Annotated in this window: 19 protein-coding genes; 6 read left to right on the top strand and 13 right to left on the bottom strand. The window is 62.4% G+C overall.

Annotated elements, in window-relative coordinates; genetic code table 11:
- Window positions 1-14: 14 nt before the first annotated feature.
- From gltX to EU811_RS12525, 5 genes are all read right to left on the bottom strand, one after another.
- The gene (gene gltX, locus EU811_RS12545; RefSeq protein ID WP_142938736.1) at window positions 15-1,535 is read right to left on the bottom strand and encodes a glutamate--tRNA ligase; all 1,521 of its coding nucleotides are present in this window, start codon (window positions 1,533-1,535) and stop codon (window positions 15-17) included.
- Window positions 1,536-1,658: 123 nt separating this feature from the next.
- Window positions 1,659-2,435: a fumarylacetoacetate hydrolase family protein gene (locus EU811_RS12540; RefSeq protein WP_011775161.1), complete on the bottom strand. Its 777-nt coding sequence runs from the start codon at window positions 2,433-2,435 to the stop codon at window positions 1,659-1,661.
- Between the two features lie 23 nt (window positions 2,436-2,458).
- Window positions 2,459-3,280, bottom strand: a complete 822-nt coding sequence (locus EU811_RS12535; protein WP_142938907.1) for an MBL fold metallo-hydrolase — start codon at window positions 3,278-3,280, stop codon at window positions 2,459-2,461.
- Between the two features lie 318 nt (window positions 3,281-3,598).
- Entirely contained in the window at window positions 3,599-4,711 is a 1,113-nt protein-coding gene (locus EU811_RS12530; RefSeq protein WP_142938735.1) for a branched-chain amino acid aminotransferase, read from the bottom strand.
- 119 nt (window positions 4,712-4,830) lie between these two features.
- Window positions 4,831-5,883: a 3-isopropylmalate dehydrogenase gene (locus tag EU811_RS12525; protein ID WP_142938734.1), complete on the bottom strand. Its 1,053-nt coding sequence runs from the start codon at window positions 5,881-5,883 to the stop codon at window positions 4,831-4,833.
- A 136-nt stretch (window positions 5,884-6,019) separates the two neighbouring features.
- On the opposite strand from EU811_RS12525, the gene EU811_RS12520 reads away from it, so the two are divergent.
- The 4 genes from EU811_RS12520 (at window position 6,020) to EU811_RS12505 (ending at window position 11,294) form a co-directional block, all read left to right on the top strand.
- Window positions 6,020-7,204, top strand: coding sequence for a sensor histidine kinase (locus tag EU811_RS12520; RefSeq protein ID WP_165450186.1), 1,185 nt, complete (start codon window positions 6,020-6,022; stop codon window positions 7,202-7,204).
- Window positions 7,205-7,206: 2 nt separating this feature from the next.
- A complete protein-coding gene (locus EU811_RS12515; protein WP_142938733.1) occupies window positions 7,207-7,920 on the top strand; it encodes a response regulator in 714 nt (237 codons plus the stop codon).
- 110 nt (window positions 7,921-8,030) lie between these two features.
- Window positions 8,031-8,825 (top strand): ABC transporter ATP-binding protein, encoded by a 795-nt coding sequence (locus EU811_RS12510; protein WP_142938732.1) that lies wholly within the window; start codon window positions 8,031-8,033, stop codon window positions 8,823-8,825.
- A gap of 3 nt (window positions 8,826-8,828) precedes the next feature.
- A complete protein-coding gene (locus EU811_RS12505; protein WP_142938731.1) occupies window positions 8,829-11,294 on the top strand; it encodes an ABC transporter permease in 2,466 nt (821 codons plus the stop codon).
- A gap of 118 nt (window positions 11,295-11,412) precedes the next feature.
- Here EU811_RS12505 and metG read toward each other — a convergent pair whose 3' ends face one another.
- The 8 genes from metG to ilvD all read right to left on the bottom strand — a co-directional run bounded on the left by metG (window position 11,413) and on the right by ilvD (window position 24,189).
- Window positions 11,413-12,972, bottom strand: coding sequence for a methionine--tRNA ligase (gene metG / locus EU811_RS12500; RefSeq protein WP_142938730.1), 1,560 nt, complete (start codon window positions 12,970-12,972; stop codon window positions 11,413-11,415).
- A gap of 34 nt (window positions 12,973-13,006) precedes the next feature.
- Window positions 13,007-13,762, bottom strand: coding sequence for an ABC transporter ATP-binding protein (locus EU811_RS12495; protein WP_142938729.1), 756 nt, complete (start codon window positions 13,760-13,762; stop codon window positions 13,007-13,009).
- Complete coding sequence (locus EU811_RS12490; protein ID WP_142938728.1) at window positions 13,759-16,569, bottom strand: FtsX-like permease family protein; 2,811 nt, start codon at window positions 16,567-16,569, stop codon at window positions 13,759-13,761. The genes EU811_RS12495 and EU811_RS12490 overlap by 4 nt, the downstream gene beginning before the upstream one ends.
- Before the next feature lie 210 nt (window positions 16,570-16,779).
- Entirely contained in the window at window positions 16,780-18,375 is a 1,596-nt protein-coding gene (gene serA, locus EU811_RS12485; protein ID WP_142938727.1) for a phosphoglycerate dehydrogenase, read from the bottom strand.
- A 284-nt stretch (window positions 18,376-18,659) separates the two neighbouring features.
- Window positions 18,660-19,685: a ketol-acid reductoisomerase gene (gene ilvC, locus EU811_RS12480; protein ID WP_142938726.1), complete on the bottom strand. Its 1,026-nt coding sequence runs from the start codon at window positions 19,683-19,685 to the stop codon at window positions 18,660-18,662.
- A gap of 68 nt (window positions 19,686-19,753) precedes the next feature.
- The gene (gene ilvN, locus EU811_RS12475) at window positions 19,754-20,266 is read right to left on the bottom strand and encodes an acetolactate synthase small subunit (protein WP_011775174.1); all 513 of its coding nucleotides are present in this window, start codon (window positions 20,264-20,266) and stop codon (window positions 19,754-19,756) included.
- A 2-nt stretch (window positions 20,267-20,268) separates the two neighbouring features.
- On the bottom strand, window positions 20,269-22,173 hold the full coding sequence (locus tag EU811_RS12470) for an acetolactate synthase large subunit (protein ID WP_011775175.1): 1,905 nt from the start codon (window positions 22,171-22,173) through the stop codon (window positions 20,269-20,271).
- 294 nt (window positions 22,174-22,467) lie between these two features.
- Entirely contained in the window at window positions 22,468-24,189 is a 1,722-nt protein-coding gene (gene ilvD / locus EU811_RS12465) for a dihydroxy-acid dehydratase (protein WP_142938725.1), read from the bottom strand.
- 230 nt (window positions 24,190-24,419) lie between these two features.
- Here ilvD and EU811_RS12460 point away from each other — a divergent pair, with 230 nt between their 5' ends.
- Both EU811_RS12460 and EU811_RS12455 read left to right on the top strand, forming a co-directional pair.
- Window positions 24,420-25,391 (top strand): sunset domain-containing protein, encoded by a 972-nt coding sequence (locus EU811_RS12460; protein WP_238703401.1) that lies wholly within the window; start codon window positions 24,420-24,422, stop codon window positions 25,389-25,391.
- A 16-nt stretch (window positions 25,392-25,407) separates the two neighbouring features.
- The gene (locus tag EU811_RS12455; RefSeq protein ID WP_142938723.1) at window positions 25,408-26,622 is read left to right on the top strand and encodes a PQQ-dependent sugar dehydrogenase; all 1,215 of its coding nucleotides are present in this window, start codon (window positions 25,408-25,410) and stop codon (window positions 26,620-26,622) included.

The raw sequence follows: 26,622 nt of genomic DNA, 5'->3' as shown, positions 1-26,622 counted from the left end.
GACTGCTTCTGCCTCTAGCCGCGGAAGGCGCGGACACGAGCGAGCGAGGAATCCTTGCCGAGGATCACCATCGACTCGAACAGCGGCGGAGAAATGCGGCGTCCGGAAATGGCCGTGCGCACGGGCCCGAATGCTGCCCGCGGCTTGATGCCAAGATCCTCAACCAGAGCCTGCTTGAGCGCGGTCTGAATGTTCTCCGCGGACCACTCCCCAATCGGTTCCAAGGCAGCCAAGGCCGCATCGAGTACTTCCTCCAGGTTCTCCGGAAGGCCCTTGCGGGCATCGTCGGCAACATCAACGGCGTCATCGGCCTTGAACAGGAAGGCCAGCATCTCGGGAGCTTCGCCCAGGAGGGTGATGCGTTCCTGGACCAGAGGCGCCGCCTCGGCGAGGATCTCCTCCTGACGCGGAGTGAGGATTTCCCCTACGAAACCTGCAGCACGGAGGTAGGGAACCAAGCGTTCCTTGAAGTCCTCCGGTGCGAGCATCCGCACGTGGGTTCCATTGATGGCCTCAGCCTTCTTGATATCGAAGCGCGCAGGGTTGCCCAGGACATCGTGGATGTCGAAGTTGGCTACGAGCTGCTCCACCGTGAAGATGTCCTCGTCAGCGCTGAGGGACCAGCCCAGCAGGGACAGGTAGTTGAGCAGGCCCTCAGGGATGAAGCCACGTTCACGGTGCAGGAACAGGCTGGACTCGGGGTCACGCTTGGAAAGCTTTTTGTTGCCCTGACCCATGACGTAGGGCAGGTGGCCGAACTCCGGCATGTACTCGGCGACGCCAATCGCATAGAGGGCGCGATACAGCGCAATCTGACGCGGAGTGGAGCTCAGCAGGTCCTCGCCACGAAGGACGTGGGTGATTCCCATGAGAGCGTCGTCCACGGGGTTCACCAGTGTGTAAAGCGGGGCACCGTTGGCGCGGACAACAGCAAAGTCCGGAACCGAACCCGCCTTGAACGTAATCTCTCCGCGGACCAGATCGTTGAAGGTCAGGTCCTCGTCCGGCATGCGGAGGCGGAGCACGGCTTCGCGGCCCTCGGCCTTGAACTGTGCCAGCTGCTCATCCGTCAGGTGGCGGTCGAAGCCGTCATAACCCAACTTCGGGTCGCGACCGGCGGCCTTGTGACGGGCCTCAATCTCATCCGGCGTCGAGTAGGACTCGTAAACGTGTCCCCCGGCTTTGAGCTTGGCGATGACGTCCTGGTAAATCTCGCCTCGCTGCGACTGCCGGTACGGCTCGTGCGGTCCGCCAACCTCTACACCCTCATCCCAGTTGATGCCGAGCCATTTCAGGGCGTCCAGCAACTGGTGGTAGCTCTCTTCACTGTCACGGGCCGAATCTGTGTCCTCGATGCGGAAGATCAGCTTGCCGCCGGTGTGGCGTGCATAGGCCCAGTTGAACAGGGCGGTGCGGATCAGGCCAACGTGCGGTGTACCCGTAGGCGACGGGCAGAAACGGACGCGGACCGGAGTCTCGGCGTTGACGGCAGGAATGGCGCTGGAGGCAGCGTTCGACGCAGAAGCAGTAGTCATAGTGGTTCCAACTTTACCGCTTGGCGCCGCTTCGGTTTCCCGGCCGGGAAAGCCCGACGGCGGTACGCGTCTTTCGTGCGAAAGGCGCGTACCGCCGTCGGGGTCTGGCGTTTTGCGTGATGCCTAGCGGCGGACCACCGGGTTGGAGAGCCGGCCGATGCCCTCGATCTCCACCTCGAACCGGTCGCCCTCACTGACCAGGCCTACGCCGGCGGGGGTGCCGGTCATGATGACGTCGCCCGGAAGAAGGGTGAATGCGTGCGAAACGATCGAGACAAGCTCGCGTACACCCCGGATCATCTGGTTGGTGCTGCCATCTTGGCGGAGTTCGCCGTTGAGGCGGCCCTGGATGGACAGGTCCTCGTGGTCCAGTTCGGTTTCGATCCACGGACCAAGCGGCGCGGAGGTGTCGAATCCCTTGGCACGCGCCCATTGAAGGTCTGTCTTCTGGACATCGCGGGCGGTGAGGTCGTTGCCGCAGGTGTAGCCGAAGATGACGTCGTCCGCACGGTCCTCGGGAACGTCCTTGCAGATCCGGCCGATCACCACGCACAGCTCAGCTTCGAAGGAAACTTCCTCCGAGAACTCAGGAAGGATGATGGGATCGTTGGGGCCGATCACCGAGGTGTTGGGCTTCAGGAACAGCAATGGTTGCTGGGGAACCTCGTTGCCGAGTTCGGCAGCGTGCTCTGCGAAATTCCGGCCTACACCGATGACCTTGCTTCGGGGAATGATCGGAGCGAGGAGCCTCACGTCCTCGAGCTTGTGCTTCACGTGGGTACGCTCAACACCATTAAAGAAGGGGTCGCCGTTGATGACAGTGATTTCCTCACTGCCGGGCTCGCCTTCAACAACGCCATAAAGGGGATCAGAATCAACTACAAACCGGGCGATACGCATGGGTTCAAGCCTACAGTCCGCCTCTAGCTTCGGAGGTAATCCAACTGGGCTGCCACGGAAGTCTCCGCAGCCCACCTGACGGATGGGTCGACGTCGGGATAAACGGCATCGGTGACCGCTGGAATCGAGGCGTCCTGCCCCAGGTGGTCCAGCGCGGCCCTGATGTGATCGAGCCGCTGCTCACGGTGATCACGATACTCGCGGCACTTCTCGTCCAAAGCCGGGAGCACAGGCCCATGGGCGGGCAGCAGAGTTGCCGGCCCCATCGCTTCCAGCTTGTCCAAGCTTGAAAGGTAGTCGCCTAATCGGCCGTCAGGGTAATCCAGCACGGTGGTTCCCCTGCCCAGAATGGTGTCCCCGGTGAGAACGGAACCGGTGGGGCCGTCATCCGGAAGATGGAAACAGAGGGAGTCGGACGTATGACCAGGGGTTGTCACCACGCGGATTTCCACGCCACCCGCCATCAGGACCTCGCCGTCCATCAGCGGCTCGCCGCCATGGCAATGTTCCGGCAACGCAGCACGCACCGGTGCCCCGGTGATCTGATGGAACCGCGCTGATGCCTCAGTGTGGTCAGCATGCCGATGCGTAATGAGGACCACCTCCACAACGCCCGCCGATGCCAGCACGGCCAAGTGATGTTCGTCTTCAGGACCCGGGTCCACCACCGCGATGTCGGGAGAATCCGGGGCGCCAATGACATAGGAGTTAGTGCCGTCCAGGCTCATCGGTCCCGGGTTTGGAGCCAATCGGTAGCGGGTGAGCTCGCTGCTGCGCTGCAAAGACTCCCCTGTGGGCCCAAGAGAGGAGCCATCGCCGGAAGGTGTGGTGCCGGAAGTCGCCATTGATTCAGAAGTCACTGTCCCATCTTGGCACTGAACCCACGCTCTCTCACATCCGGCGCCCTTCCCACCAACCCTCTCTCACATCCGGCGCCCAAACCACCAACCCTCACTCACATCCCGCGCCCTTCCCGGGCTAGACGCCTTGAAGTGCCAGAATTGACAGCGTTAGAACGCCCCCAGTGACCTGCAAGAGGGCCCGCCCCAAACCCGAGGGATCTGCGAGAGCGTCCGGGGAAGCAGAACGGCGGCCCGTCCGCTTGTCTGCCAAGGGGACGGGCCGCCGTCGTGCGTCTTTAGTTTGTGCAGGGCACCCGGGTACTAGACCAGGCGGGTCAGCCAGCCGTGGGTGTCCTCAACCGTTCCGGTTTGGATGCCAAGGAGCTGCTGGCGGATGGCCATGGTGGTCTCCCCGGCCTTCGCGTCCTCGGAACCGATGAATTCCGTGGCGTCCTTGAGCACACCGATCGGCGTGATCACTGCTGCGGTGCCACAAGCGAAGACCTCGGTGATCTCGCCGGAAGCGACGCCTTCGCGCCACTCGTCCAGGGTGATCTTCCGCTCGGTGACCTCACGGCCCATGTCCTTGGCCACCTGGATGACGGACATACGCGTCACGCCTTCCAGGATGGTGCCGCTGAGTGCGGGAGTAACCAAGGAACCGTCCTTCATGACGAAGAAGACGTTCATTCCGCCGAGTTCTTCCACGGCGTCGTCGTTGAAGTGGTCCAGGAAAAGTACCTGCTTGCAACCGTTCGCTTCGGCTTCCTGCTGTGCGATCAGGGACGCTGCATAGTTTCCGCCGCACTTGGCCGCACCTGTTCCACCGCGGCCCGCACGGGCGTATTCGCGGGAGATCCAGATGGAAACAGGCTTGAGCTCGCCACCGAAGTAGTTGCCGGCAGGGGAAGCGATGACCCGGAAAGACACTTCGCGGGCAGCACGGACACCAAGGAACGCTTCTGTGGCGATCATGAACGGGCGCAGGTACAGGGCTTCACCGTCGCCGGACGGCACCCATTCCTGGTCCGCCTGTACGAGTTCGCGGATGGCACCGAGGAAGTACTCCTCGGGCAGCTCCGGAAGGGCAAGGCGGCGTGCCGACTTGTTCAAGCGCGCGGCGTTGGCCTCAGGCCGGAAGGTCCACACGGATCCGTCGGCGTGACGGTAGGCCTTCAGACCCTCAAAGATTTCCTGGCCGTAATGCAGCACGGCAGCGGACGGGTCCAGGGAGATGGGTCCGTAGGGCTCGATCCGGGCGTTCTGCCAACCGCCATTGCCATCGGCGTCAACTTTGTAGTCGACGACGGCGGTGTGGTCGGTGAAGTAGTCGCCAAATCCCGGGTTCGCCAGGACGGCTGCACGCTCCTCAGCAGATTTCGGTGTTTCCGAAAGCTGCTGGCTGAATTCGACGCCATGGGCAGTCTGAGTCATGTTTCCTCCACAGTCAGCTACCTGGCAGGGCGAACCGGGTCCCCAAAAGGGTGTGGTTCAGCGATGGACCAGGGAAGCAGGTAAATAATTCAAGACAAGCTTACGCCTGAGTATTGGGCCTAAAGTGCGGCCGCAATGGCGTCGCCAATGGCAGCTGTGCTGCGTGGCTCGCCGGTGCGGCTCTCGACGTCGGCGACTACTGCCGCTTCGATCTTTCGGGCCGCCGTGGTGTAGCCAAGGTGGTCCAGGAGCAGCACTGCGGAGAGGATGGCCGCGGTGGGATCGGCTTTCTGCTGTCCGGCGATGTCTGGAGCGGAGCCGTGGACGGGCTCAAACATGGACGGTGCTGTGCGGTCCATGTTGATGTTGCCCGATGCCGCCAGGCCAATGCCGCCGGTAACGGCAGCCGCGAGGTCGGTGAGGATGTCGCCGAAGAGGTTGTCGGTGACGATGACATCAAAGCTGGAGGGGTCGGTCACCATGAAGATGGTGGCTGCGTCAATGTGCAGGTAGTCGTGGGTGACCTCGGGGAATTCCTTGGCCACGGCCTCGACGGTCCGCTTCCACAGGTGCCCGGCAAACACGAGCACATTGTGCTTGTGGACAAGGGTGACGTGCTTGCGCGGACGCTCGCTGGCGCGGCGGAAGGCATCGCGAACCACGCGCTCCACGCCGTGGGCGGTATTGAGGGAAACTTCCGTGGCCACCTCATGGGGTGTCCCGCCTCGCAATGTGCCGCCGTTGCCCACATAGGGACCTTCGGTGCCTTCGCGGACCACGATGAAATCGATGGCGCCGGGGTTGGCCAACGGGCTGCCGACCGTACCGTAGAGGCGGGACGGGCGCAGGTTTACATAGTGGTCCAGGCTGAAGCGGAGCTTGAGCAGCATCTCGCGTTCAATGATGCCGGACGGGATGCGGGTATCGCCCGGAGCTGCGCCTACTGCACCAAAGAGGATTGCATCGCGGGTGCGCAGATCCGCCAGGACCTCGTCCGGGAGGGTCTCGCCGGTCTCAAGCCAGTGCTGGGCACCGAGCTTATAGTTGGTCAGTTCGAGGGCGACGCCTTCGGCGGCGACAGCCTTTTCGAGGACCTTGACGGCTTCGGCGATGACCTCTGGGCCAATGCCGTCGCCAGGGATGACAGCGAGATTGATGGACGTTGCACTCATGGTTCTATCTAGCCAAGCAATCCACATGCTGGTCAAAATCGTCTCACTCCTTGAACAACGGCATCTGGTTGCAGCAACGGAAGGCTCAGACCACGGCATGATGCCCATGCCGGGACCCAGCGCATAGAGTCATAGCGTGGATAGAAGGCACGCAGCTTACGAATGGTTCCGGATCAACCGCTTCAAAGTGGACATGACGGCCACCTGCCTGCTGATTCTCCTCTTCGGTCCCGTATATCTGGTCGCCGACAGGCCTTGGCTGTTCCTTCTGTCCTGCAGCCTCCTGTTCCCCCTCGCCTGGCGACGTACGCGCCCGGCTGTGGCGGCCGGCGTCGTGATCCTTGTGTGCCTCATCCAGTGGGCCGTGGGTGCGGAACCGGTAGCGGGCCAAATCGCGGTCCCGCTGGTCATCTACGCAACGGCTGCCTACGGACCTGCGTGGGCGAGCCGGACGGTTCTGCTGGCCGGGCTCGTCGGTGGGGTCATGCTCACCACACGGCTCTTTTCCACTACCGCCGAATCCGGAATTCTGGGCCTGACCATAGGCGCGCTCTATACCGTGCTGATATGGATGCTTGTCTTGGTGAGTTGGACACTTGGTGACCTGACGCGCGTCCGCCGCCTCCAGCTTCAGGCACTGGAGGACCGAACACGGCGACTCGAAGTGGAGCAGATGCAGGAACGGAAACTGGCCGCTGCCGACGAACGCTCCCACATCGCCCGCGAGATGCACGACATCGTGGCGCATTCGCTGTCCGTCATCATTACCCAAGCGGACGGCGCACGATACGCGGCTGCGGCACAACCCGAGCTCGCCACCGAAGCATTGGCCACCATCGCAGCTACAGGCCGGGATTCCTTGGGCGAAATGAGAAGGCTGCTGGGGGTCCTCCGCTCGGACGAGGACTCCCCTACCCGCCCACAACCCCGGCTTTCGGATCTCGATGAACTCCTCCTCGGCTTCCGCGCTGCGACACTTCAGGTGGCCTTCGAACAGACCGGTGTGCCCCGCAGGGCCCTTCCTGCCGGCGCCGAACTCACTGCCTATCGAATCATTCAGGAAGCACTCACCAATGTGATGAAACACGCCGGCCCCAAGGCGACGGCGGCGGTAACGCTCACGTGGCAGGCCCGAGGCCTGCAAGTGGACATCATCGACGACGGCCGGGGCGCCGCTGCTGATCCGCCAACGGCAGGCGGCGGTAACGGGCTTCCGGGAATGGGCGAGCGAGTCTCCCTCTACGATGGTTCCTTGACCGCAGGCCCGGTACAGGGCGGCGGTTTCCGTGTATCCGCATTCATCCCCTATTCGGAGGCCTAGCCATGCCTGAAGTTCCTGCGCCCATTCGTGTGGCGCTCGTTGATGACCAGCAATTGGTGAGGTCCGGTTTTGGCATGTTGATCAATTCCCAGCCGGACCTGGAGGTGGTGGCTGAGGCAGGAAACGGGATTGAGGCGGTACAGGCCCTGAGCGCCACTGCCGCCGACGTGGTCCTGATGGATGTCCGCATGCCCGGGATGGACGGCATTGAAGCAACCCGTCGAATTTTGGAACAAGCTGCGGCACAGCCCTCCGGCTCCCAACGGGCCGAAATCAAAATCGTGGTCCTGACCACGTTCGATCTGGACGAGTACGCCCTTGCCGCGATTCAGGCCGGTGCCAGCGGGTTCCTCCTCAAAGATGCACCGCCAGAGGAACTACTCGAGGCCATCCGCACCGTCTACCGCGGTGACGCCGTGATCGCTCCTTCCACCACCCGGCGCCTGCTTGACCACGTGGCACCGCTCCTGAGGACTCAATCGCCGGAGCAAACTGAACATGCAGCCGCAGTCGAGCGCCTGACCACCCGCGAGCGCGAGGTATTCCAGCTGATCGCACAGGGACAGTCCAATCCGGAGATAGCAGCGGGCCTGTTCCTTTCCGAGGCAACGGTGAAGACCCATGTGGGCCATATTCTGGCCAAGCTTGGTGCACGGGACCGCGTCCAGATTGTAGTCATTGCCTATGAGACCGGCGTGGTGGCGCCGGGTACTTAGGCAGCCCTGCACTGCGGCGGCCAGTCTCAGACCACGGTATGAGCAGGCCCCCGGAATAATGGGCCCGCAGCCCGATCCTCCAGCGCAGGGCTGAACCATAGCGTGGAACCATGACAACATTCACGTCTCTCCCCCACCCGTCAGGAACCGATCGTCCGGCAGGCTCGGCAGGCGCTCAGGCCCGTCCCGCTGTGGAGGCTCATGAGCTGACCAAGAGCTACGGCCGCGCCGATACCACCGTGACTGCCCTGAACAGGGTGTCCGTGAGCTTCGACGCCGGAAAGTTCACTGCCATCATGGGGCCGTCCGGCTCCGGCAAATCCACTTTGATGCACTGTCTCGCCGGCTTGGATACGGCTGATTCCGGACGGATTGTGCTGGGCGGCACGGAACTGACAGGGCTCAACGACCGCCAGCTCACGGCGCTCCGCCGTGAGAGGATCGGCTTCGTTTTCCAGGCATTCAACCTGGTGCCCACTTTGACTGCCGAACAGAACATCACGCTCCCCCTCGCCTTGGCAGGAACCACTGCCGACGCCGGATGGCTGGATACCGTTGTCACAACCCTTGGGCTCAAGGACCGTATGAAGCATCGGCCACATGAGCTCTCCGGTGGCCAACAGCAGCGCGTGGCTGTTGCCCGGGCGCTGCTGACTCGTCCCGACGTCGTGTTTGGTGACGAACCAACCGGCAACCTCGACTCAAAGGCCGGCGGGGAAGTATTGGCACTGCTGCGCCGGAGCAGCCAGGAGATGGGGCAGACCATCATCATGGTCACCCACGATCCCGTGGCCGCCAGCTACGCGGACCGCGTAGTACTGATGAGCGACGGAGGCCTGGTGGGCGAGATTCACCATCCAACGGCAGACTCTGTGCTGACCGCCCTCGGCAAGCTGGGGGCCTGAGGCATGTTGCGTGTTGCCGTCTCCCAATTGACGACGCATTTCCGACGATTCGTCGCTATCGGGCTTGCAGTCATGTTGTCCGTCATGTTTCTCTCGGCCACCCTTATGGTGGGCGCCAGCACCAATGCCTCACTGGGCGCGAGTATCGGCGAGGCGTACCGCAACGCCGATGTTGTGGCTACATCCAAGAACGGGGAGCCGTTCACCCAGGCTGCGGTGGATGCAGCCGTTTCATCCCCTGCAGTCCAGGACAGCTACGCCGAGCGTTCCACGTATGTGACGTTCGTGGCCGGTGGCGGTGAGCAGTACGGGCGCCTGCGCAATGCGGCGCCGGTTTCCCTGGAGAGTGGCATGCTGTCCTCAGGGTCCATGCCATCGAGCGGCTTGGAAGCCGCAATTGACGTCAAGACTGCCGAGCATTTGGGCCTCACAGTCGGCAGTACCGTGGAGTTGCGCGGCGCGGGACCGGTCAAGACAGCGAAGATCACCGTATCGGGCCTCATGAAAGCCACTAACGATCCTTTCTCGTCATCGGCTGCCCAGTTGGTGGGTTCGGAATCGGTTCTGAACGCCGTGCAGGACGCGGGCGCCGGGTATTCGGGGCTGCAGTTCGCGCTCAAGCCCGGGGAAGACGTCACCGCAGCCAAGGACTTCATCGCACACCGTATGGAAGCGGCCGGCACCGTTGGACCCGTGCTGGAAACGGCGCAGGAGAAGGTCACCTCCACAGTGGCCATGCTCAGTGCCGGCCAGGATCAGTTGACCGTTGTGTTGCTCGCTTTCGCTGGAGTGGCCATCCTTGTTTCCACTTTGGTGGTAGCCAATACGTTCTCAGTCCTGGTTGCCCAGCGGACCAGGGAGTTGGCTTTGCTTCGGTGCCTTGGTGCCGGCCGGTCACAGATCCGCGGATCCGTCATGCTGGAGGCGCTGGTGGTCGGTTTCATTTCCTCGGTTGTGGGCGTCCTCGCTGCCACCGGCCTGATGACCGGATTGATTGCCTGGGCCAAGTCCCAACCTGAGCAAGCCTTCGCCACACTGGCGGTACCGCCGTCGGCCATCATTGCCGGCCTGGTAGCCGGCACGCTCCTGACGGTGGTGGCTGCCCTGGTACCCGCGAAAGCGGCAACAGCCGTGGCACCACTGGCGGCCCTCCGACCGGCCGACGACGCCACCGTGGGCAACCGGCGAGGCAAGATCCGCCTTATCCTGGGCCTCGTGGCCGTGCTGGGCGGAGCCGTCGTGCTGGTGTACGGCAGCCTGACGGTCTCCTTGCTGGTGGCGTTGCTCGGGGGTGCTGCCTCGTTTGTGGGCATCCTGCTGTGCTCCACCCTGTTCATCCCCTCCGTGGTAGCCATGGCAGGCCGATTGGCAGCACCGGCCGGTGTGCCCGGCAAGCTCGCAGCAGTTAACGCGACGCGAAACCCTGCCCGCACTTCCGCTACGGCCGCTGCACTGCTGATCGGGGTCACGCTGGTCTCCCTCATGATGACGGGGGCGGCGACGTCCAGGCAGGCATTCAACGACACCTTGGCGGAAAACTATCCGGTGGACCTGTCCGCTCAGACAGCAGTGGACGGCACCGACCCCACGCAGGCCCTGTCTCGAATCAAAGCCCTCGACGGCGTCAGCGCTGCGGTGCTGCTCCAACCGTTGGGAACGCTGCAGGACGGAGCGACGCCTGACGCCGCCACCACCGTCTACGGGCTCTCCGCCGTTGATGCCGCATCCGTACTGCGCGACAACAAACTCAAGCCGGTGCCAGGCACCGTGTACCTGCCTGAAGACTCCGGGCAGGGACCAGCAGACATCTCGACGGCGGCAGGCAGCGTTACGCTCGACGCCAAGGTTCTGCGAACCCGCCACGTACCCGCCTTTGTGGAGAGTTCCAGCATCTCTTCAGCTGCGTTGCCGGAAACGCCGGGCATGGTGTGGGTGAAACTGGACGATTCGGTCTCCGGGGACCGGGTTCAGGCCATCCAGAAGGACATCGCGTCCGCTCTGGGTGTTCATGAGCGCACTGTCAGCGGTGCAGCAATTGAGCGAGTGACCTTCAACAGCATCATCGATGTCCTGTTGCTGGTGGTCACTGGGCTCCTTGGTGTCGCAGTGGTGATCGCGTTGATTGGCGTGGCCAACACCTTGTCGCTGTCGGTCCTGGAGCGGACGCGCGAGAACTCGTTGCTCCGCGCCCTTGGCCTGACCAAGGGGCAGCTTCGCGGGATGTTGGCTATTGAAGCCGTGCTCGTCGCAGGCGTGGCAGCGATCATGGGAGCCGGCATGGGCGTCGTTTACGGATGGCTTGGAGCGCAGGCAACCCTGGGCGGCGTGGCCAGTGTTGTTCCGGCGGTGCCGTGGCTGCAGTTGGCAGCTGTCTTTGGCGTAGCCGTAGTCGCCGGACTTCTGGCATCGGTGGTGCCTGCCCGGCGGGCGGCACGGTTGTCACCGGTTGAGGGGCTAGCTACCGCCTAAGCCCCCGACGCTCTATCAGCTAATCACCCTTAAACAGAAACGCTCTCTCACTTCCCTGGATAGACCGGCAGGAAGTGAGAGAGCGTTTCTTGTTTACGGCTGTGATGTGAGAGAAGGTTTATGCCTCGGCGGGTTCTTCGTACCGCGGGAAGACAGGTGCAGGTGCCGGCAGCGCTGTCCCTGCCACCAAAGGCGTCGCGATTGCGGCGAACTGGCGGGCCTCACCCTCCGGCTGGCCGAGAACCTCAAGGAACTTGGCCGACGACGACGGCATAACCGGCTGTGCGAGGATCGCCACGATCCGCACAACCTCCAGGGTGACGTAAAGGACCGTGTTCATGCGGTCGATGTCCGTCTTGCGCAGTACCCACGGAGCTTGTTCGGCGAAATACGCGTTGGTGTCGCCGAGGACAGTCCAGATGGCTTCCAAGGCCCGGCTGAATTCCTGCTTGTCGAACGCTGCGCGGGCAGTTTCCAGCAGCGCACCAGCCTGTGCCAGCAAAGCATCATCCTCTGCCGTGAATGCGCCGGGTACGGGAACCTTGCCTTCACAGTTCTTCGCCACCATGGACAGCGAACGCTGGGCCAGGTTACCGAAGTTGTTGGCCAGATCCGAGTTCATGCGGCCCACAATGGCTTCGTGGTTGTAGTTGCCGTCCGCACCGAACGGAACTTCGCGGAGGAAGAAGTAGCGGCACTGGTCCAGGCCGTACTGTGCCACGAAGTCCTGCGGTGCCACCACGTTGCCCAAAGACTTGGACATCTTCACACCATTGTTGGTGAGGAAGCCGTGGATCATGACGCGCTTGGGCAACTCCAGGCCTGCACTCATGAGGAAAGCGGGCCAGTAAATAGCGTGGAAGCGTGAGATGTCCTTGCCGATCACGTGGACGTCGGCAGGCCAGAACTTCTTGAATGATTCCGACTCGATATCCGGGTAGCCCACGCCGGTCAGGTAATTGGTCAGGGCGTCGACCCAGACGTACATGACGTGCTTTTCATCGCCGGGGACGGGAACGCCCCAGTCGAACGTGGTGCGGCTAATGGACAGGTCTTCCAGGCCGCGCCGGACAAAACTGATGACCTCATTGAAGCGCGACTGCGGCGCACCAAACTCCGGTTGTTCCTCGTACAGGGCAAGGAGTTTCTCCTGGTAATTGGAGAGCCGGAAAAAGTAGCTTTCCTCGGCGGTCCACGTCACCAGAGTGTCCGTTTCCTTGGAGTAGCGAAGCCCGTCCTCCTTCACCACGGTGTCGTCCTCGACGTAATATGCCTCGTCACGGACGGAGTACCAGCCCTCGTACTTGGACAGGTAGATATCGCCGTTGGCTTCCATCTTCTTCCAGATGGCTTGGGAGGCGGCGTAGTGGTCCTGGTCCGTGGTGCGGATGAAGCGGTCATGGGAGATGCCCAAGTCCTGGCTCATCTGCTTGAAGGCTGCCGAGTTGCGGTCAGCGAGCTGTTTGGCAGAGATGCCTTCCTTCTCGGCTGACTGCTGCATCTTGAGTCCGTGCTCGTCCGTTCCGGTCATGAAGAACACTTCATGGCCGTCAAGGCGCTTGAAGCGTGCCATGGCATCAGTCGCAATGACCTCGTAAGCGTGGCCGATGTGCGGCACGCCGTTGGGGTAGCTGATTGCGGTGGTGATGTAGAACGGGGATTTCTCTGGAGACGTCACTCTAAGAAGTTACCTTTTTTTGGGATGAAATAGCTTAGTTAAGTTCGGTCAGCGTATCGCTGAGCCGCACGAGCTCGTGGTCGTGGGAGGCAACCAGGACGGCAATGCCATCGCTGGTGGTGTCCTTCAGAATGCCGATGATGCGGTTGGCCGCCGCACGGTCAAGGCTGGCCGTGGGCTCGTCCACCACCAATACGCGGGTTCCCAGGATCAGGGCGCGGGCAATAGCCACGCGCTGACGTTCACCACCGGAAAGCTGCGCAGGACGGTGGCGCATGCGGCGTCCCAGGCCCACGAGGTCCAGGAGGTCCTTGGCCATCTCGGTACGCTGTTCCACTTCGCCATCGGGCACGGCGGGGAGCAGGACGTTTTCCAACGCGCTCATGCCGTCAATCAAGGCACCGCCCTGATCCACGTAGCCGATCAGCGCCCGGCGGCGGTCCGCGATCTCGTCGTCGCCCATGCTGTCCAGGGGCTGGCCCTCCCAGAAGACTCTGCCCGACGTCGGGAGCGTCAGTCCTGCGCTGACGGTCAGGATGCTGGTCTTACCGGAGCCGCTTCGACCGGCAACACAGTGCATTTCGCCGGAATGAAGGGTGAGGTTGAAGTCGTCCACCACGTCAACTTCCTCGGCTCCGCCTTTGTCGCCACCGTAGTGGATGGTGACCCGGCTCAGTTCCAGGGGTGTTGCGTGATCCGTGGCCCTCACGATGGTGTTGGCACGGGTCTGCAATGACTCTTCCGCCGATTCCGGGGTGGCCGTCAGCTCGGGGTTGGGATTGTCAGTCATTTGACTACTTTCGTTGCAATCGGAATCCAGCAAATTACGGCCAGCAGACCGGCCAGCCCGGCCCAAAGAGCCGCGTAGGGAGCCAGGAGCAGCCCCAGCCCCAAGGCGCCGAGGACACCCAGCGGAAGTGCCACCGTGCCCACTAGTGCGTTTTCAAAGAAGCGGACCTGGCCCAGCATGTCCGGGTTCCAGCCCATGGCACGCAAGGTACCGAGGTACTCCCGTTTGGCATGGAGTTCGAAGCGGCCGGTGACCAAGGTCAACAGGAGCCCGACAACCACACCGAAAACAGCGAGGATGACGCTCGGCAGGGCGATGCTTGCTGCGGCAAGACCACTCAGTGCGCTGGCGCCGGCAGCCCGGGGAATGTCGATCAGGAGCGCGATGAGGGCACCCACTGCGGCACCAAACACACCCACTGCCACGGCCAGAGAGATCGAGTTGAACCGGTTGGTTGTCAGCTGCCTGTTCGCAAATGTCAGCGGCGAGTCCACGGTGACCAGCCGGTCGTCGTGCTGCGGCTCCTGATCAATCACCACGCGGTGGCGCAACTGCTGGGCGGCCAGCAATGCAGCACCACAGTAAATGACAAGCATGGTCACCGAGACGATCACGGTGGCGATATTCCAGCTCAGCAGGCTCAGGACAATGCCGGCGGCAGCGAGAGCAGCGGCACCTACGCCGAACTCTTCCAGGACCCAGGATCGTATGCGTTTTTGCGTCCACCCCATGGCGCGAAGAATTCCGGCTTCGCTCCTGCGCTGGCGGATGTAGCTCACGGTGGAGGCACCCGTCAGGAGTGTGGCGCCAAGAAGGGTCAGGAACAGCAGGGTGATATTGGTTCCGGTGAGGGAGCCGGAGACGGCATCGGCCGCGTCCTGCCGTACCCACGACTGCTGGACGGTGCCCAGCGGTGATTCCTTACCGGCGTCGTCTTTGCTATAGCCGGGGACAAAAATGTTGGCGTCCTCGCGGGCGGATCCAGCCACCACAGTGGCCTCAAGGCCCAGCTCGCGGATCTGGGTGGCAAGTTTCTCCACCTCGGGCTGTGCCGTCTTCCAGTTGCCGCTTGCTGATGCTTTGACCCGGATGGCGTCAATGACATCTGCGTTGCTGTCGTAGCCACGAGCTGCTGCCAGACCGTAGTAGTCGGTGATGGCTCCGGCGGACTGGCTGACCAGGCCCGTAGCGCTCAGGGACGGCTTCAGTTCCGTGCCCTCCACCTCTTTGCCCTCAGCGTCCTTGCTCAGCGTCATGGGAGTGGGGTCATAGCCGCCCAAGGGAAGCTTGTTGACGTCCCCGGCCGCAGACTTTACGGCGGCAGGGTCGAAGGTTCCGTACACCATGGGCAATGGTGTAGCCGGCTTCTTGCCCGTCTCCAGGTCCTCCCGGTAGGAACGTTCGTCCACCGGCTTGCGTTGCGTCTGGTCCACCGCTGCCCCAAAGGAGGACTTCTCGGGCAAACGGTTGACCGTCACCCAGTCTCCCGGGATGGCGCTCTTGTCTGTTGCACCGTTGGCGGCTTCATCGCCGTCCTTGTACTGCGGAGCGGCGGCAAAAGCGGTGCTCCAAGCGGCCGGGTTGTACAGGCCCTGGCTGAAGGAAGCCGTGCTGCCCAGCAATTGGCTGTGGTCAGTGGATCCCGGCCATTCGAGGGCGAACGGGGACTTGGATACGAACGGGAGGTAGTCCTTGTCCAAGGACCGCGTTACGGTGCCAACATCCTTGACCACCTTGCCACTTGCATCAAGTTCCTCGATCTTTACCGAGTACTGGAGGTCAAGGGAGGTGCCGGAACGGACAATCAGCGGGATGGCCTTGGAATCATTGGTCAGTAGGCCGTCGCGCTTGGCTTGCTGGTACTGCGTCATCAGCGGCGCCCAGTATTTGAGCTTTACACCCAGGAAATCCGGTCCTTCTTCCAGCTGGTCCATGCTGAGGCCGGTGGTGAAAAGACTTTCGAAGTGGCGTCCGATTGCACCGGCGTCACGGGCGTCTGCCGGAGGAGCTTTCTCCAGTGGTGCCAGGAAGTCTCCTGCGGAGCCCAGCAGCGCGCGCTCAGCGGCGGGGTCGACGGCGACGACGGACTCTGTCACCTCGGGCGCCAAGGGAAGCGCTACGGAGAGATTGAAGAGGTTGTGCTCGGAGCCCAAGGCGGGGGCCGGGAACTTGACGCCGGTCTCGCCCTCGGGGCCCGCGATCCGGACGTTGGTGCCGCCCGCAGTCTGTTCCTGGATCAGCCGGCCCTTGCCCAAAGTACCTTCAGCGCTGGTCTTGAAGAGAGTCTGCTGGTTAACGCCGTCAGAGCTGGTGGCAGAGGCGGTCAGACGATACTTCTTGGGGGAATCAGAGAGCACGGATTCCGCTGCAGGCCATTTGCTGGAGTCCATGGCGGAGGGGTCCCCCGCCGTTACTGCCCCGGCAAGTCCCGCGTTGTACCCCAGGTAGTCCATGGCGTTAAGGCGAGGGGCCTCAAGGTTTTGCGATACGCGCGAGACCAGGCTGATGGGCGCGGCCACGGCCGTTTGGCCCATGGTCCGAATCTTCTCCAACTGTTCAAAGCTGATGCCGCCCTGGCCGTTGGCGATTTCCGGCTGGATCAATGCACCGCCGTCGCCATCTTGTGACTGGTCAGGCTTTGCCTGGACCAGGATGTCGTAGAGTCCCCGCGAGTTCTCGTCCACTGTCCTGTTCAGAGCCGCCTGCGACTGGCTCTGGACGAGGACGGACAAGCACATGGCGACGATCAAAATGGCCGCGGTCAGCAGCAGCACACGGCTTCTGATGAACCTTTGGACGGCGTTCATTGGGCTCCCTGAGACCTTGATTACGGGCGCGCACACATGCTCCGTTATTCCTCAAAAGACACAAAGGAATACCGGGCTGTATGTGCAAAAAAGTTGTGGCCGGCCTGCTGCCGGGTCCGAATTCCGGACCCAGCCATTGTAAGCAGACCGGCCACTCCTGCGTGCCAAGGTGTGTCGCCGGCACGCGAACCTAACTGATACGGATCAGTGCTAGTCCTCCAGGTCCACTTCGCGAACCATCTCAGCGCCAATACCGGCCTTGATGGCTTCCAGCACTTGCTGCGGAACGGAGCTGTCGATGGTCAGGAGTGCCAGTACCTGGCCGCCTTCGGTCTGGCGTGCCACCTGCATTCCGCCGATGTTGATGTTGTTCATGCCCAGGATGTGTCCAATGGTGCCAATCACGCCCGGACGGTCGGCGTAGGCTACAACCACCAGGTGTTCGCTGATGGGAATTTCGACGTCGTACCCGTTGACGCCCACAAGCTTTTCCACCTGCTTGGGACCGGTCAGGGTTCCGGCGACGGAAATCTGGGAACCGTCGCTGAGCGCACCACGGATGGTTAGGACATTGCGGTAATCCTCAGCGTCCGGGGTGGTGATGAGGCGGGTGTTGATGCCGCGCTGTTCGGCGATCACCGGAGCATTCACGTAGGAGACCTGCTCCGTGACGACGTCCGCGAAAACGCCCTTCAGTGCGGCGAGCTCGAGCACCTTGACGTCCAGTGCGGCAATCTCACCGGCTACCTCAACGTCGATCTGCGTCAAGGAAGCGTGGGTCAGCGCGGTGAAGATCCGCCCCAGCTTCTCGATCAGCGGGATGCCAGGACGCACGTCCTGAGCAATGACTCCGCCGGCTACGTTCACGGCGTCCGGTACCAGCTCGCCGGCGAGGGCGAGGCGCACGGACTTGGCAACTGAAACGCCTGCCTTCTCCTGGGCCTCATCCGTGGATGCCCCGAGGTGGGGGGTCACAATGACGTTGTCGAACTCGAAGAACGGCAGATCCGTACTGGGCTCCTTGACGAAGACGTCAACGCCTGCTCCGGCAATCTGGCCTTCCTTCAGCGCAATGTGAAGTGCTTCCTCGTCCACGAGGCCACCGCGGGCCACGTTGACCACGTAGGCCGTTTCCTTCATCTTGCGGAAAGCATCGGCGCCGAGCATCCCCACCGTTTCAGGTGTCTTAGGCATGTGAATGGTGATGAAGTCCGAGTTTTCCAGCAACTCATCCAGTGTGACCAGCTTGACGCCCAGCTGGGCTGCGCGGGCGGACGTGATGTAGGGGTCGTACGCCAGGATCTGAGTGTCGAAACCCTGGAGGCGTGCAGCCACCAAAGCACCAATGCGTCCCAGGCCGATGATGCCGATCTTCTTCTCAAAAAGTTCGATTCCGGTGTACTTGGAACGCTTCCACTCGCCGTTCTTCAACGCAGAGCTGGCCTGCGGAATGTGGCGGGCGAGGCTCAGGATGTGACCCACGGTGAGCTCAGCGGCAGAGACAATGTTGGACGTCGGGGCGTTGACCACCATAACGCCGGCCTGCGTTGCAGACTTGATATCCACGTTGTCCAAGCCCACGCCAGCACGGGCGATGACCTTGAGGTTCTTAGCCGCCGCGATTGCTTCGGCATCCACTTGGGTGGCAGACCGGACCAGGATGGCATCGACGTCGGCAATGGCGGACAGCAGCTGGGAACGGTCGGCGCCGTCGGTCTGTCGGATTTCAAAGTCCGGGCCTAATGCCTCGACTGTGGCGGGCGAAAGTTCCTCGGCGAGGAGGACGACGGGTTTGCTGGCTGACACGGGTGGCACCTTACTTTGGACAACTTTGGACAGAACTGGACAAGGAGCGGATGCGTGGCCCGGGGCACGGCGCCGGGACCAGCCCAGAATATCGAATCCGGGCCGGGATTCCGTTGCCGGGGAGCGATGTTACGGCCGGACCGGCGGCGGTTGTGAAGAAGTTCACAGCCCACACTGCTGTGCTATTCGGTGGAGAAACAGCGGATCATACGCAACAACGCCCGCCCGGCTGTGTTCGCCGGACGGGCGTCGTAGTGTGCGGCCTTCAGGCCGGCACGGAAGGATCAGCGGGCTGCGGAACCTTCAACGTAGTCAGCGTCCTGCTGCTGCCAGGAGAACAGGGAGCGCAGTTCGCGGCCGACCTCTTCGATGGGGTGCTGCTCAGCCTTGGCACGCAGTTCCTTGAACTCGGCGCCACCGTTATCCTGATCATCGATGAAGCGCTTGGCAAAAGCACCGCTCTGGATGTCCGCGAGGACAGCCTTCATGTTTTCCTTCACCTCGGGGGTGATGACGCGCGGGCCGGAAACGTAGTCGCCGTACTCTGCGGTGTCGGAAACGCTCCAGCGCTGCTTGGCAATGCCGCCTTCCCACATGAGGTCAACAATGAGCTTGAGCTCGTGGAGAACCTCGAAGTAGGCGATCTGCGGCTGGTAGCCGGCTTCGGTCAGGGTTTCGAAGCCGTACTGGACCAGCTGGGAAACGCCGCCGCAGAGGACGGACTGCTCGCCGAAGAGATCGGTTTCGGTCTCTTCGGTGAAGGTGGTCTTGATGACGCCGGCGCGGGTTCCACCGATTGCCTTGGCGTAGGACTTCGCCAGGTCCCAAGCGGAACCGGATGCGTCCTGCTCAACAGCGATGATGTCCGGGATACCGCGGCCGGCTTCGAATTCGCGGCGCACAGTGTGGCCGGGAGCCTTCGGGGCGATCAGGATGACGTCAACGCCGGCCGGAGCTTCGATGTAGCCGAAACGGATGTTGAAGCCGTGTGCGAACGCAAGTGCCTTGCCCTCGGTCAGCTTGTCCTTGATGGAGTCGTTGTAGATCGCACGCTGGTGCTGGTCCGGTGCCAGGATCATGATGACGTCGGCCCATTCGGCGGCGTCAGCAACGTTCTTGACAGTGAAGCCTGCGTCCTCTGCCTTGGCGGCCGACTTTGAGCCGTCCTTGAGCGCGATAACGACCTCGACGCCGGAATCGCGGAGGTTCAGTGCGTGGGCGTGGCCCTGCGAGCCGTAGCCAACGATTGCTACCTTGCGGCCCTGGATGATCGACAGGTCTGCGTCATCGTCGTAGAACATTTCAGTCACTTGCGTAACTCCTCTTGAGTGGTTTTTCGTAGATATTGATAGTGGTGCTGCGGTACTTGACGCAAGGCTCACGCGGAGCGGAGCGCCCTGTCACTCATGGAGCGGGATCCCCGTCCAACGGCCAAGGTGCCGGACTGCACGATTTCACGGATGCCGAACGGCTCGAGCACTGACAGCAGCGCGGCGAGCTTCTCGGGGGTACCGGTTGCCTCAATCACCAACGAGTCTGTGGACACGTCGACGACTGCGGCACGGAACAGGTCTGCAGCTTGGGTTACCTGCAGACGTGTCGCGGCATCCGCACGTACCTTGACCAGGATGTGGTCACGTTGTACGGAAGATTCTGAAGTCAGTTCAACAATTTTGATCACGTTGACCAACTTGTTGAGCTGCTTGGTGACCTGCTCAATGAGGTCGCCGTCGGCGTCGACGACAACCGTCATGCGGGACATGCCCGGAACCTCAGTGGGTCCCACAGCAAGGGAATTGATGTTGAACGCGCGCCGGGCGAAGAGGCTGGCCACGCGGGTCAGCACGCCGGGCTTGTCTTCGACCAGAACGGACAGTGTGTGACGGCTCATGCCTAGTCCTCCTCTTCCCATTCCGGGGTCATGTTGCGGGCAACTTGGATCTGGTCATTGCTGACGCCCGAAGGCACCATCGGCCACACCATCGAGTTGGGGCTGACGACGAAGTCGATAACCACCGGGCGGTCGTTGATTTCCAGCGCCTTCTGGATGGTGGCGTCAATGTCTTCGTCGCGCTCACAACGCAGTGCGGCGCAACCGTAGGCATCAGCCAACTTGACGAAGTCCGGAATCCGGATGGTGTCGTGGCCTGTGTTCAGATCCGTGTTCGAGTAACGGCCCTCGTAGAACAGCGTCTGCCATTGGCGGACCATACCCAGCGAGGAGTTGTTGATGATGGCCACCTTGATGGGGATGTTGTTAATGGCGCAGGTGGCCAGTTCCTGATTGGTCATCTGGAAGCAGCCGTCCCCGTCGATGGCCCACACCACACGGTCCGGTTCACCAACTTTGGCGCCCATGGCTGCCGGAACCGAGTATCCCATGGTTCCTGCGCCACCGGAGTTCAGCCATGCGTGGGGGCGCTCGTACTTGATGAACTGAGCGGCCCACATCTGGTGCTGGCCCACGCCGGCCACGTAGATGCCTTCCGGTCCGGTGAGTTCGCCGATGCGCTTGATCACGCGCTGCGGGGCGGTCAGGCCGTCCTCGGGCTCCGTCCAACCCAGCGGGTAGGTGTCGCGGAGGTTGCCCAGGAAGGCCCACCACGAATCCAGGTCCGGGGTCCCGCTCAGCTCAAACTGTGTCTTCACGGCCTCGGTGAGTTCCGGAATGATTTCCTTGACCGAGCCAACGATCGGAACATCGGCAGTGCGGTTTTTGGAGATTTCCGCGGGGTCGATGTCAGCGTGAATGACCTTGGCAAACGGGGCAAAGGTCTTCAGCACGCCGGTGACGCGGTCATCAAACCTTGCACCGAGCGTTATCAGGAGGTCGGCCTGCTGGAGCGCGGTGACGGCAGAGACGGAACCATGCATGCCTGGCATGCCAACGTGCTGCGGGTGGGAATCCGGGAAGGCGCCGCGGGCCATCAAGGTAGTGACCACGGGAGCGCCGGTAGCAAGCGCGAGTTCCATGAGCTCGGCAGAAGCATGGCCCTTGACCACGCCGCCGCCCACGTACAGGACCGGCTTGCTGGAAGCAGCGATCAGCTTGGCAGCTTCACGGACCTGCTTGTTGTGTCCCCGCACGACGGGACGGTAGCCCGGCAAGTCAACCTTCGGCGGCCAGGAGAAGGTCATCTGGCCAACTTGGGCGTCCTTGGCAATGTCCACCAGGACAGGTCCCGGGCGGCCCGTGGATGCGAGGTGGAAAGCCTCTGCCATGACGTGCGGGATGTCATTGGGGTCAGTGACCAGGAACGAGTGCTTGGTGATGGGCATCGTGATTCCCACGATGTCCGCTTCCTGGAAGGCATCGGTTCCGATGACTCCGCTGGAAACCTGGCCGGTGATGGCTACCATCGGCACGGAGTCCATGTGGGCGTCCATGATGGCGGTAACGAGGTTGGTGGCACCGGGTCCTGAGGTGGCGATGCAAACGCCAACCCGTCCGGTAACCATGGCGTAGCCTTGCGCGGCGTGGCCGGCTCCCTGTTCGTGACGGACCAGGATGTGATTCATGCTGGAGGCCATCAAGGGGTCGTAGGTGGGCAGGATCGCGCCACCGGGCAAACCGAAAATATCGTCCACGCCGAGTTCTTCGAGCGAGCGGACAATTGCTTGTGAGCCGGACATCACCGTTGGGGGTACAACAGTGTTCGGCCCAAGTACAGGAGAGAGAGGTGCAGCAGCGTCGACGACGACGGCTTCAGCCGTACGGTCGATCTTTTCCGGAGCTTTGTGGGCTCCAGCGGACTTTGCAGCCATCAGCGAGGGGCTGATCGGCGATCCTTTGCTCATCGGACTCTTCCTTAGTGGATCTTCATTAGATGGGTCTTGCTTCGGGGAATAAAAAAACCCCTCAGCCTTGCGGCTCTTCGAGGGGTTTGCGCGTGACGGTTCGTTACCAGTCGGGCTAAGCCACGCGCTTGGTAAGGACGACGACGCCAACGGTAACGAATGTGATCATGCGTTCAGTGTTCCCTCAAAGTGAGATACGTGTCAATTGACCACTATCGTATCTCACTATTTGGACAGCCATGTCCGCCTGCCGGACTCCGACTGTGTCTCAACAGTCGGAGTCCACGGCAGGAATTATCCGCAGTACGCCCCGGTGGAGGCACTGTGGACGAGCTTTGCGTACTTGGCCAGCACGCCCTTGGTGAACTTTGCGGGCAGCGGCTCCCAGCCCTCCTTGCGGGCTTCGAGTTCGGCGTCGTCCACCAGGAGGTCGAAAGAGCGCGCGGCGATGTCCACACGGATGCGGTCGCCATCCTTCACGAAGGCAATGGGCCCGCCGTCGACGGCTTCGGGCGCAACGTGGCCGATGCACAATCCTGTTGTGCCACCCGAGAAGCGGCCGTCGGTCAGCAGCAGAACGTCTTTGCCAAGCCCTGCGCCCTTAATGGCTCCTGTAATGGCCAGCATTTCGCGCATGCCCGGCCCGCCCTTGGGCCCTTCGTAGCGGATAACCACCACGTCACCCTTGCTAATCTCACCGTTATCCAACGCGCTCAGCGCGCCCTGCTCGCGCTCGAAGACACGAGCAGTTCCTTCAAAGACATCCGCATCGAACCCGGCGCTTTTCACTACGGCGCCTTCGGGGGCCATGGAACCGTGCAGGATGGTGATGCCGCCGGTCTTGTGAATGGGATTGTCCAAGGCACGGAGGATCTTGCCATCAAGGTCAGGCGGGTTGATGGAGGCGAGGTTTTCGGCGAGGGTCTTGCCGGTCACGGTGAGGCAGTCACCATGCAGCAGTCCGGCGTCGAGCAGTGCTTTCATGATGACCGGCACGCCGCCAATTTTGTCGACGTCGGTCATGACGTAGCGGCCGAAAGGCTTGAGGTCCCCCAAGTGCGGGATTTTGTCGCCAATGCGGTTGAAGTCGTCCAGCGTCAGTTCTACTTCGGCTTCCCGGGCGATCGCGAGCAGGTGCAACACAGCGTTGGTGGAACCGCCGAAGGCCATGGTGACCGCAATGGCATTCTCGAACGCCTTTTTGGTCATGATGTCGCGGGCCGTGATCCCCAGACGCAGCAGGTTAACTACCGCTTCGCCGGACTTGCGTGCGAAATCATCACGACGGCGGTCTGCCGACGGCGGGGCGGCTGAACCCGGAAGGGACATGCCCAAGGCCTCACCGATGCAGGCCATGGTGTTGGCCGTGTACATGCCACCACAGGCGCCTTCGCCGGGACAGATGGCCTTTTCGATCCGGGTGAGGTCTTCCATGCTCATCTTGCCCGCAGCGCAGGCACCGACTGCCTCGAAGGCATCGATGAGGGTGACCTCCTTCTCGGAGCCGTCTTCAAGCTTGACCCAGCCCGGCATGATGGAGCCTGCGTAAAGGAAGACTGACGCGAGGTCCAGGCGGGCAGCAGCCATGAGCATGCCCGGGAGGGACTTGTCACAGCCTGCCAGCAGCACAGAGCCATCGATGCGTTCGGCCTGCATCACTGTCTCCACGGAATCCGCGATCACCTCACGGGAGACCAGGGAGAAGTGCATGCCCTCGTGGCCCATGGAGATACCGTCCGAAACGGAGATGGTACCGAACTGCATGGGGAAACCGCCGCCGGCGTGGACGCCTTCCTTGGCGCCCTGGGCAAGGCGGTTCAGGGAAAGGTTGCAGGGTGTGATCTCGTTCCACGAACTCGCGACACCAATTTGAGGTTTGGCAAAGTCGTCGTCGCCCATGCCCACCGCACGGAACATGCCACGGGCCGGCGCCGCGTGAATGCCGTCGGTCACCACCCGGCTGCGGGGTTTGATGTCCGGGGTATTCTCTGTCGCAATCTGGGTGGCGTCACTCATGGTCCAAAGTCTATGTCTACCGGGCCTCTGCCGACGCTGTTGCACGCCGCATTAAGCCCATACTTTTTCCATGGTGCGGTCTTTGCGTCATCCATCCGCCGCTCCACAAATGGTCAGTAGGGAGATGTTTTCGGGCGAAGCAGCAGGTCAAACGCTGGACAGCCCATTAGCAGGCACGTAACGTCGGGAATACCACGAGCTGCACCCCTGTGAGCAGAAGGGCCTCCACCATGGACTGGTTAATTTGGGTCATTGTCATTGTTTTGGTCGTCGCTATTGTTTGGTGGCTTATGAACCGCAACAAGACGCGGAATACCGATCCCACCTCAACCCACGCCACCGCCGAGGATCGCACCGCCGGGGTATCCGGCACCACTCCCCCGGCAGCGACGGCGCCCGCCAGTACGGGATCCATCCCGGATGCCGGTGCAGCCGCAGCAGGCGTGGCAGGCCTGGCAGGTGTGACCAATCTCGGCAAAGCGGCCTCCGAGGGCAGTGGCCCCCGTGCCGACGAACCCGCCCCATCCGTACCCGCACCTTCCGGAGAAGCACACGGGGCCTCCCCCGCCGCGGCCGACGTAGAGACCGAGCCGCGTACCGCCGTCGACGATTCACCCGCCGTTGCCGCCTCTGACGTCCACCCGGCTTCCACACCCGGATTGACGGTGGAGGAACCCGTCATCGCAGCCCCCTCAGTGGCCGATCCTGTCATTGACGAACCAGTGGTGGACGAGCCCGTCGTGGATACTGACGCCAGGGTCCACGCGGCTGACGCCGGCGATGTTGACGACTGGGACTCGGGTTCCACAACGGCAACCTCCGGCCCCAAGGCTGATGACACGGCCGCAAGGGATACCGCTGAGGACAAGGCGGAGTGGGAATCTTCATGGACCGATGCAAGCGGTACCCCGGTCCATCACCACGAGTACACCGATGCACATTCACCCACCCTGCCGGGCGCCGAGTCCGCTGCCGCCGAAGACTCGGCGGGCACTGGTCATCTGGCCGTCGAGCACCCTTACGGCACGGGCTCCTCCAGCGCACCCGGGGACTCCTATCCCGTCAAGGCCAGCGCGTCCGCCATGACCTACTTCGACGAAGACACTGCAGGCTATGACGACGCTGCCGCCGACGTCTGGTTCGAATCATCCGCCCACGCCGAAGCTGCCGGTTTCCGGCCTCCACGTCGCAACAGGCACTGACTTTCCGCCAGCGGTCATGAACGCAGCGGTCGGGGATACAAGAAGGCGCCCCTCGGAAACCCGCGATCGTTGGGTGCCCGCTTCTTCTTATGCCCTGTTGCTGGCAATCCTGGTTGTCCTGCCTGGATGTACGGGCAGTCCGTCGTCTCCGGGCACAGCGGCAACACCAGCGGCATCGGCAAGTCAGGGCACCGCTCCCATGCAGGGCGGGCCCCTTTCGCCGGGGTCTCCGTCCGCGCAAGCCGGCCAATCCACGCCCGCCGCGCCACAAACTCCCGATGTCACCCAAAAACTCGACGTCGGACTGCAGCTGCCGTGGTCGGTGGTCTTCCTGCCGGACGGCACCGCCGTGGTGTCCGAGCGGGACACCGCTCAGGTAAAGAGCATCCGAAACGGTCAAGCCACTACCTTAGGCGAGGTGCCCGGCGTCGAACCCGGCGGAGAAGGCGGGCTGTTGGGCCTTGCCCTCTCGCCGGAATTCGTAACGGACCGCTGGATGTACGCGTATTTCACGTCCTCGGACGACAACCGGATTGCGCGCATGAAACTGACCGGGGATCCAAGCGGCATGGTGACTTTGGGTAAGGCTGAAGTGATTTTCTCCGGGATGCCCAAGGCTTCCACTCATAACGGCGGCCGGATTCGATTCGGCCCGGACGGGTTCCTCTACGTCGGAACCGGTGACTCTCAGCGTCGGGAGCAGCCGCAGGACACGAACGCCTTGGGCGGCAAGATCCTACGACTCACTCCGGAGGGGCACCCGGCGCCAGGGAATCCTTTCGGCGACAATCCCGTGTACAGCTACGGGCATCGGAATGTGCAAGGCCTGGCCTGGGACAACGCCGGACGACTCTGGGCCAGTGAATTTGGTCCTGACGTGGATGATGAACTGAACCTGATTACCCCTGGAGGCAATTACGGTTGGCCCACCGTGACTGGAGCGCCCGGCCGCAGCGGCCTGATCGACGCGAAGGTCGTCTGGCCCTCAACGTCCGATGCCTCACCCAGTGGGCTGGAAATCGTGGACGGCGTTGCCTACACAGGGGCGCTCCGGGGACAACGGCTTTGGGCGGTTCCCCTTAACGGGGAGACCGCAGGCTCCCCTGTGGCCTACTTCACAAGGGAATATGGCCGCCTCCGGGATGTAGCCCGCGCTCCTGATGGCACACTCTGGGTCATCAGCAACAACAGAAACCCTGATTTTGCGCTGATTTTGAGGCCTGCGCCGTGA

The sequence above is a fragment of the Arthrobacter sp. TS-15 genome (assembly GCF_006964045.1).
Lineage (GTDB): Bacteria > Actinomycetota > Actinomycetes > Actinomycetales > Micrococcaceae > Arthrobacter.
The sequence above is the reverse complement of the archived record's forward strand: the minus strand, read 5'-3'. Positions and strand labels throughout refer to the sequence as shown.

Excerpts from the sequence above, each read along its gene's own strand:
- gltX (WP_142938736.1), bottom strand. The coding sequence starts at position 1,535 with ATGACTACTGCTTCTGCGTCGAACGCTGCCTCCAGCGCCATTCCTGCC.
- EU811_RS12540 (WP_011775161.1), bottom strand. The coding sequence starts at position 2,435 with ATGCGTATCGCCCGGTTTGTAGTTGATTCTGATCCCCTTTATGGCGTT.
- EU811_RS12535 (WP_142938907.1), bottom strand. The coding sequence starts at position 3,280 with ATGGCGACTTCCGGCACCACACCTTCCGGCGATGGCTCCTCTCTTGGG.
- EU811_RS12530 (WP_142938735.1), bottom strand. The coding sequence starts at position 4,711 with ATGACTCAGACTGCCCATGGCGTCGAATTCAGCCAGCAGCTTTCGGAA.
- EU811_RS12525 (WP_142938734.1), bottom strand. The coding sequence starts at position 5,883 with ATGAGTGCAACGTCCATCAATCTCGCTGTCATCCCTGGCGACGGCATT.
- EU811_RS12515 (WP_142938733.1), top strand. The coding sequence starts at position 7,207 with ATGCCTGAAGTTCCTGCGCCCATTCGTGTGGCGCTCGTTGATGACCAG.
- EU811_RS12510 (WP_142938732.1), top strand. The coding sequence starts at position 8,031 with ATGACAACATTCACGTCTCTCCCCCACCCGTCAGGAACCGATCGTCCG.
- EU811_RS12505 (WP_142938731.1), top strand. The coding sequence starts at position 8,829 with ATGTTGCGTGTTGCCGTCTCCCAATTGACGACGCATTTCCGACGATTC.
- EU811_RS12495 (WP_142938729.1), bottom strand. The coding sequence starts at position 13,762 with ATGACTGACAATCCCAACCCCGAGCTGACGGCCACCCCGGAATCGGCG.
- EU811_RS12490 (WP_142938728.1), bottom strand. The coding sequence starts at position 16,569 with ATGAACGCCGTCCAAAGGTTCATCAGAAGCCGTGTGCTGCTGCTGACC.
- ilvN (WP_011775174.1), bottom strand. The coding sequence starts at position 20,266 with ATGAGCCGTCACACACTGTCCGTTCTGGTCGAAGACAAGCCCGGCGTG.
- EU811_RS12470 (WP_011775175.1), bottom strand. The coding sequence starts at position 22,173 with ATGAGCAAAGGATCGCCGATCAGCCCCTCGCTGATGGCTGCAAAGTCC.
- ilvD (WP_142938725.1), bottom strand. The coding sequence starts at position 24,189 with ATGAGTGACGCCACCCAGATTGCGACAGAGAATACCCCGGACATCAAA.
- EU811_RS12460 (WP_238703401.1), top strand. The coding sequence starts at position 24,420 with ATGGACTGGTTAATTTGGGTCATTGTCATTGTTTTGGTCGTCGCTATT.
- EU811_RS12455 (WP_142938723.1), top strand. The coding sequence starts at position 25,408 with ATGAACGCAGCGGTCGGGGATACAAGAAGGCGCCCCTCGGAAACCCGC.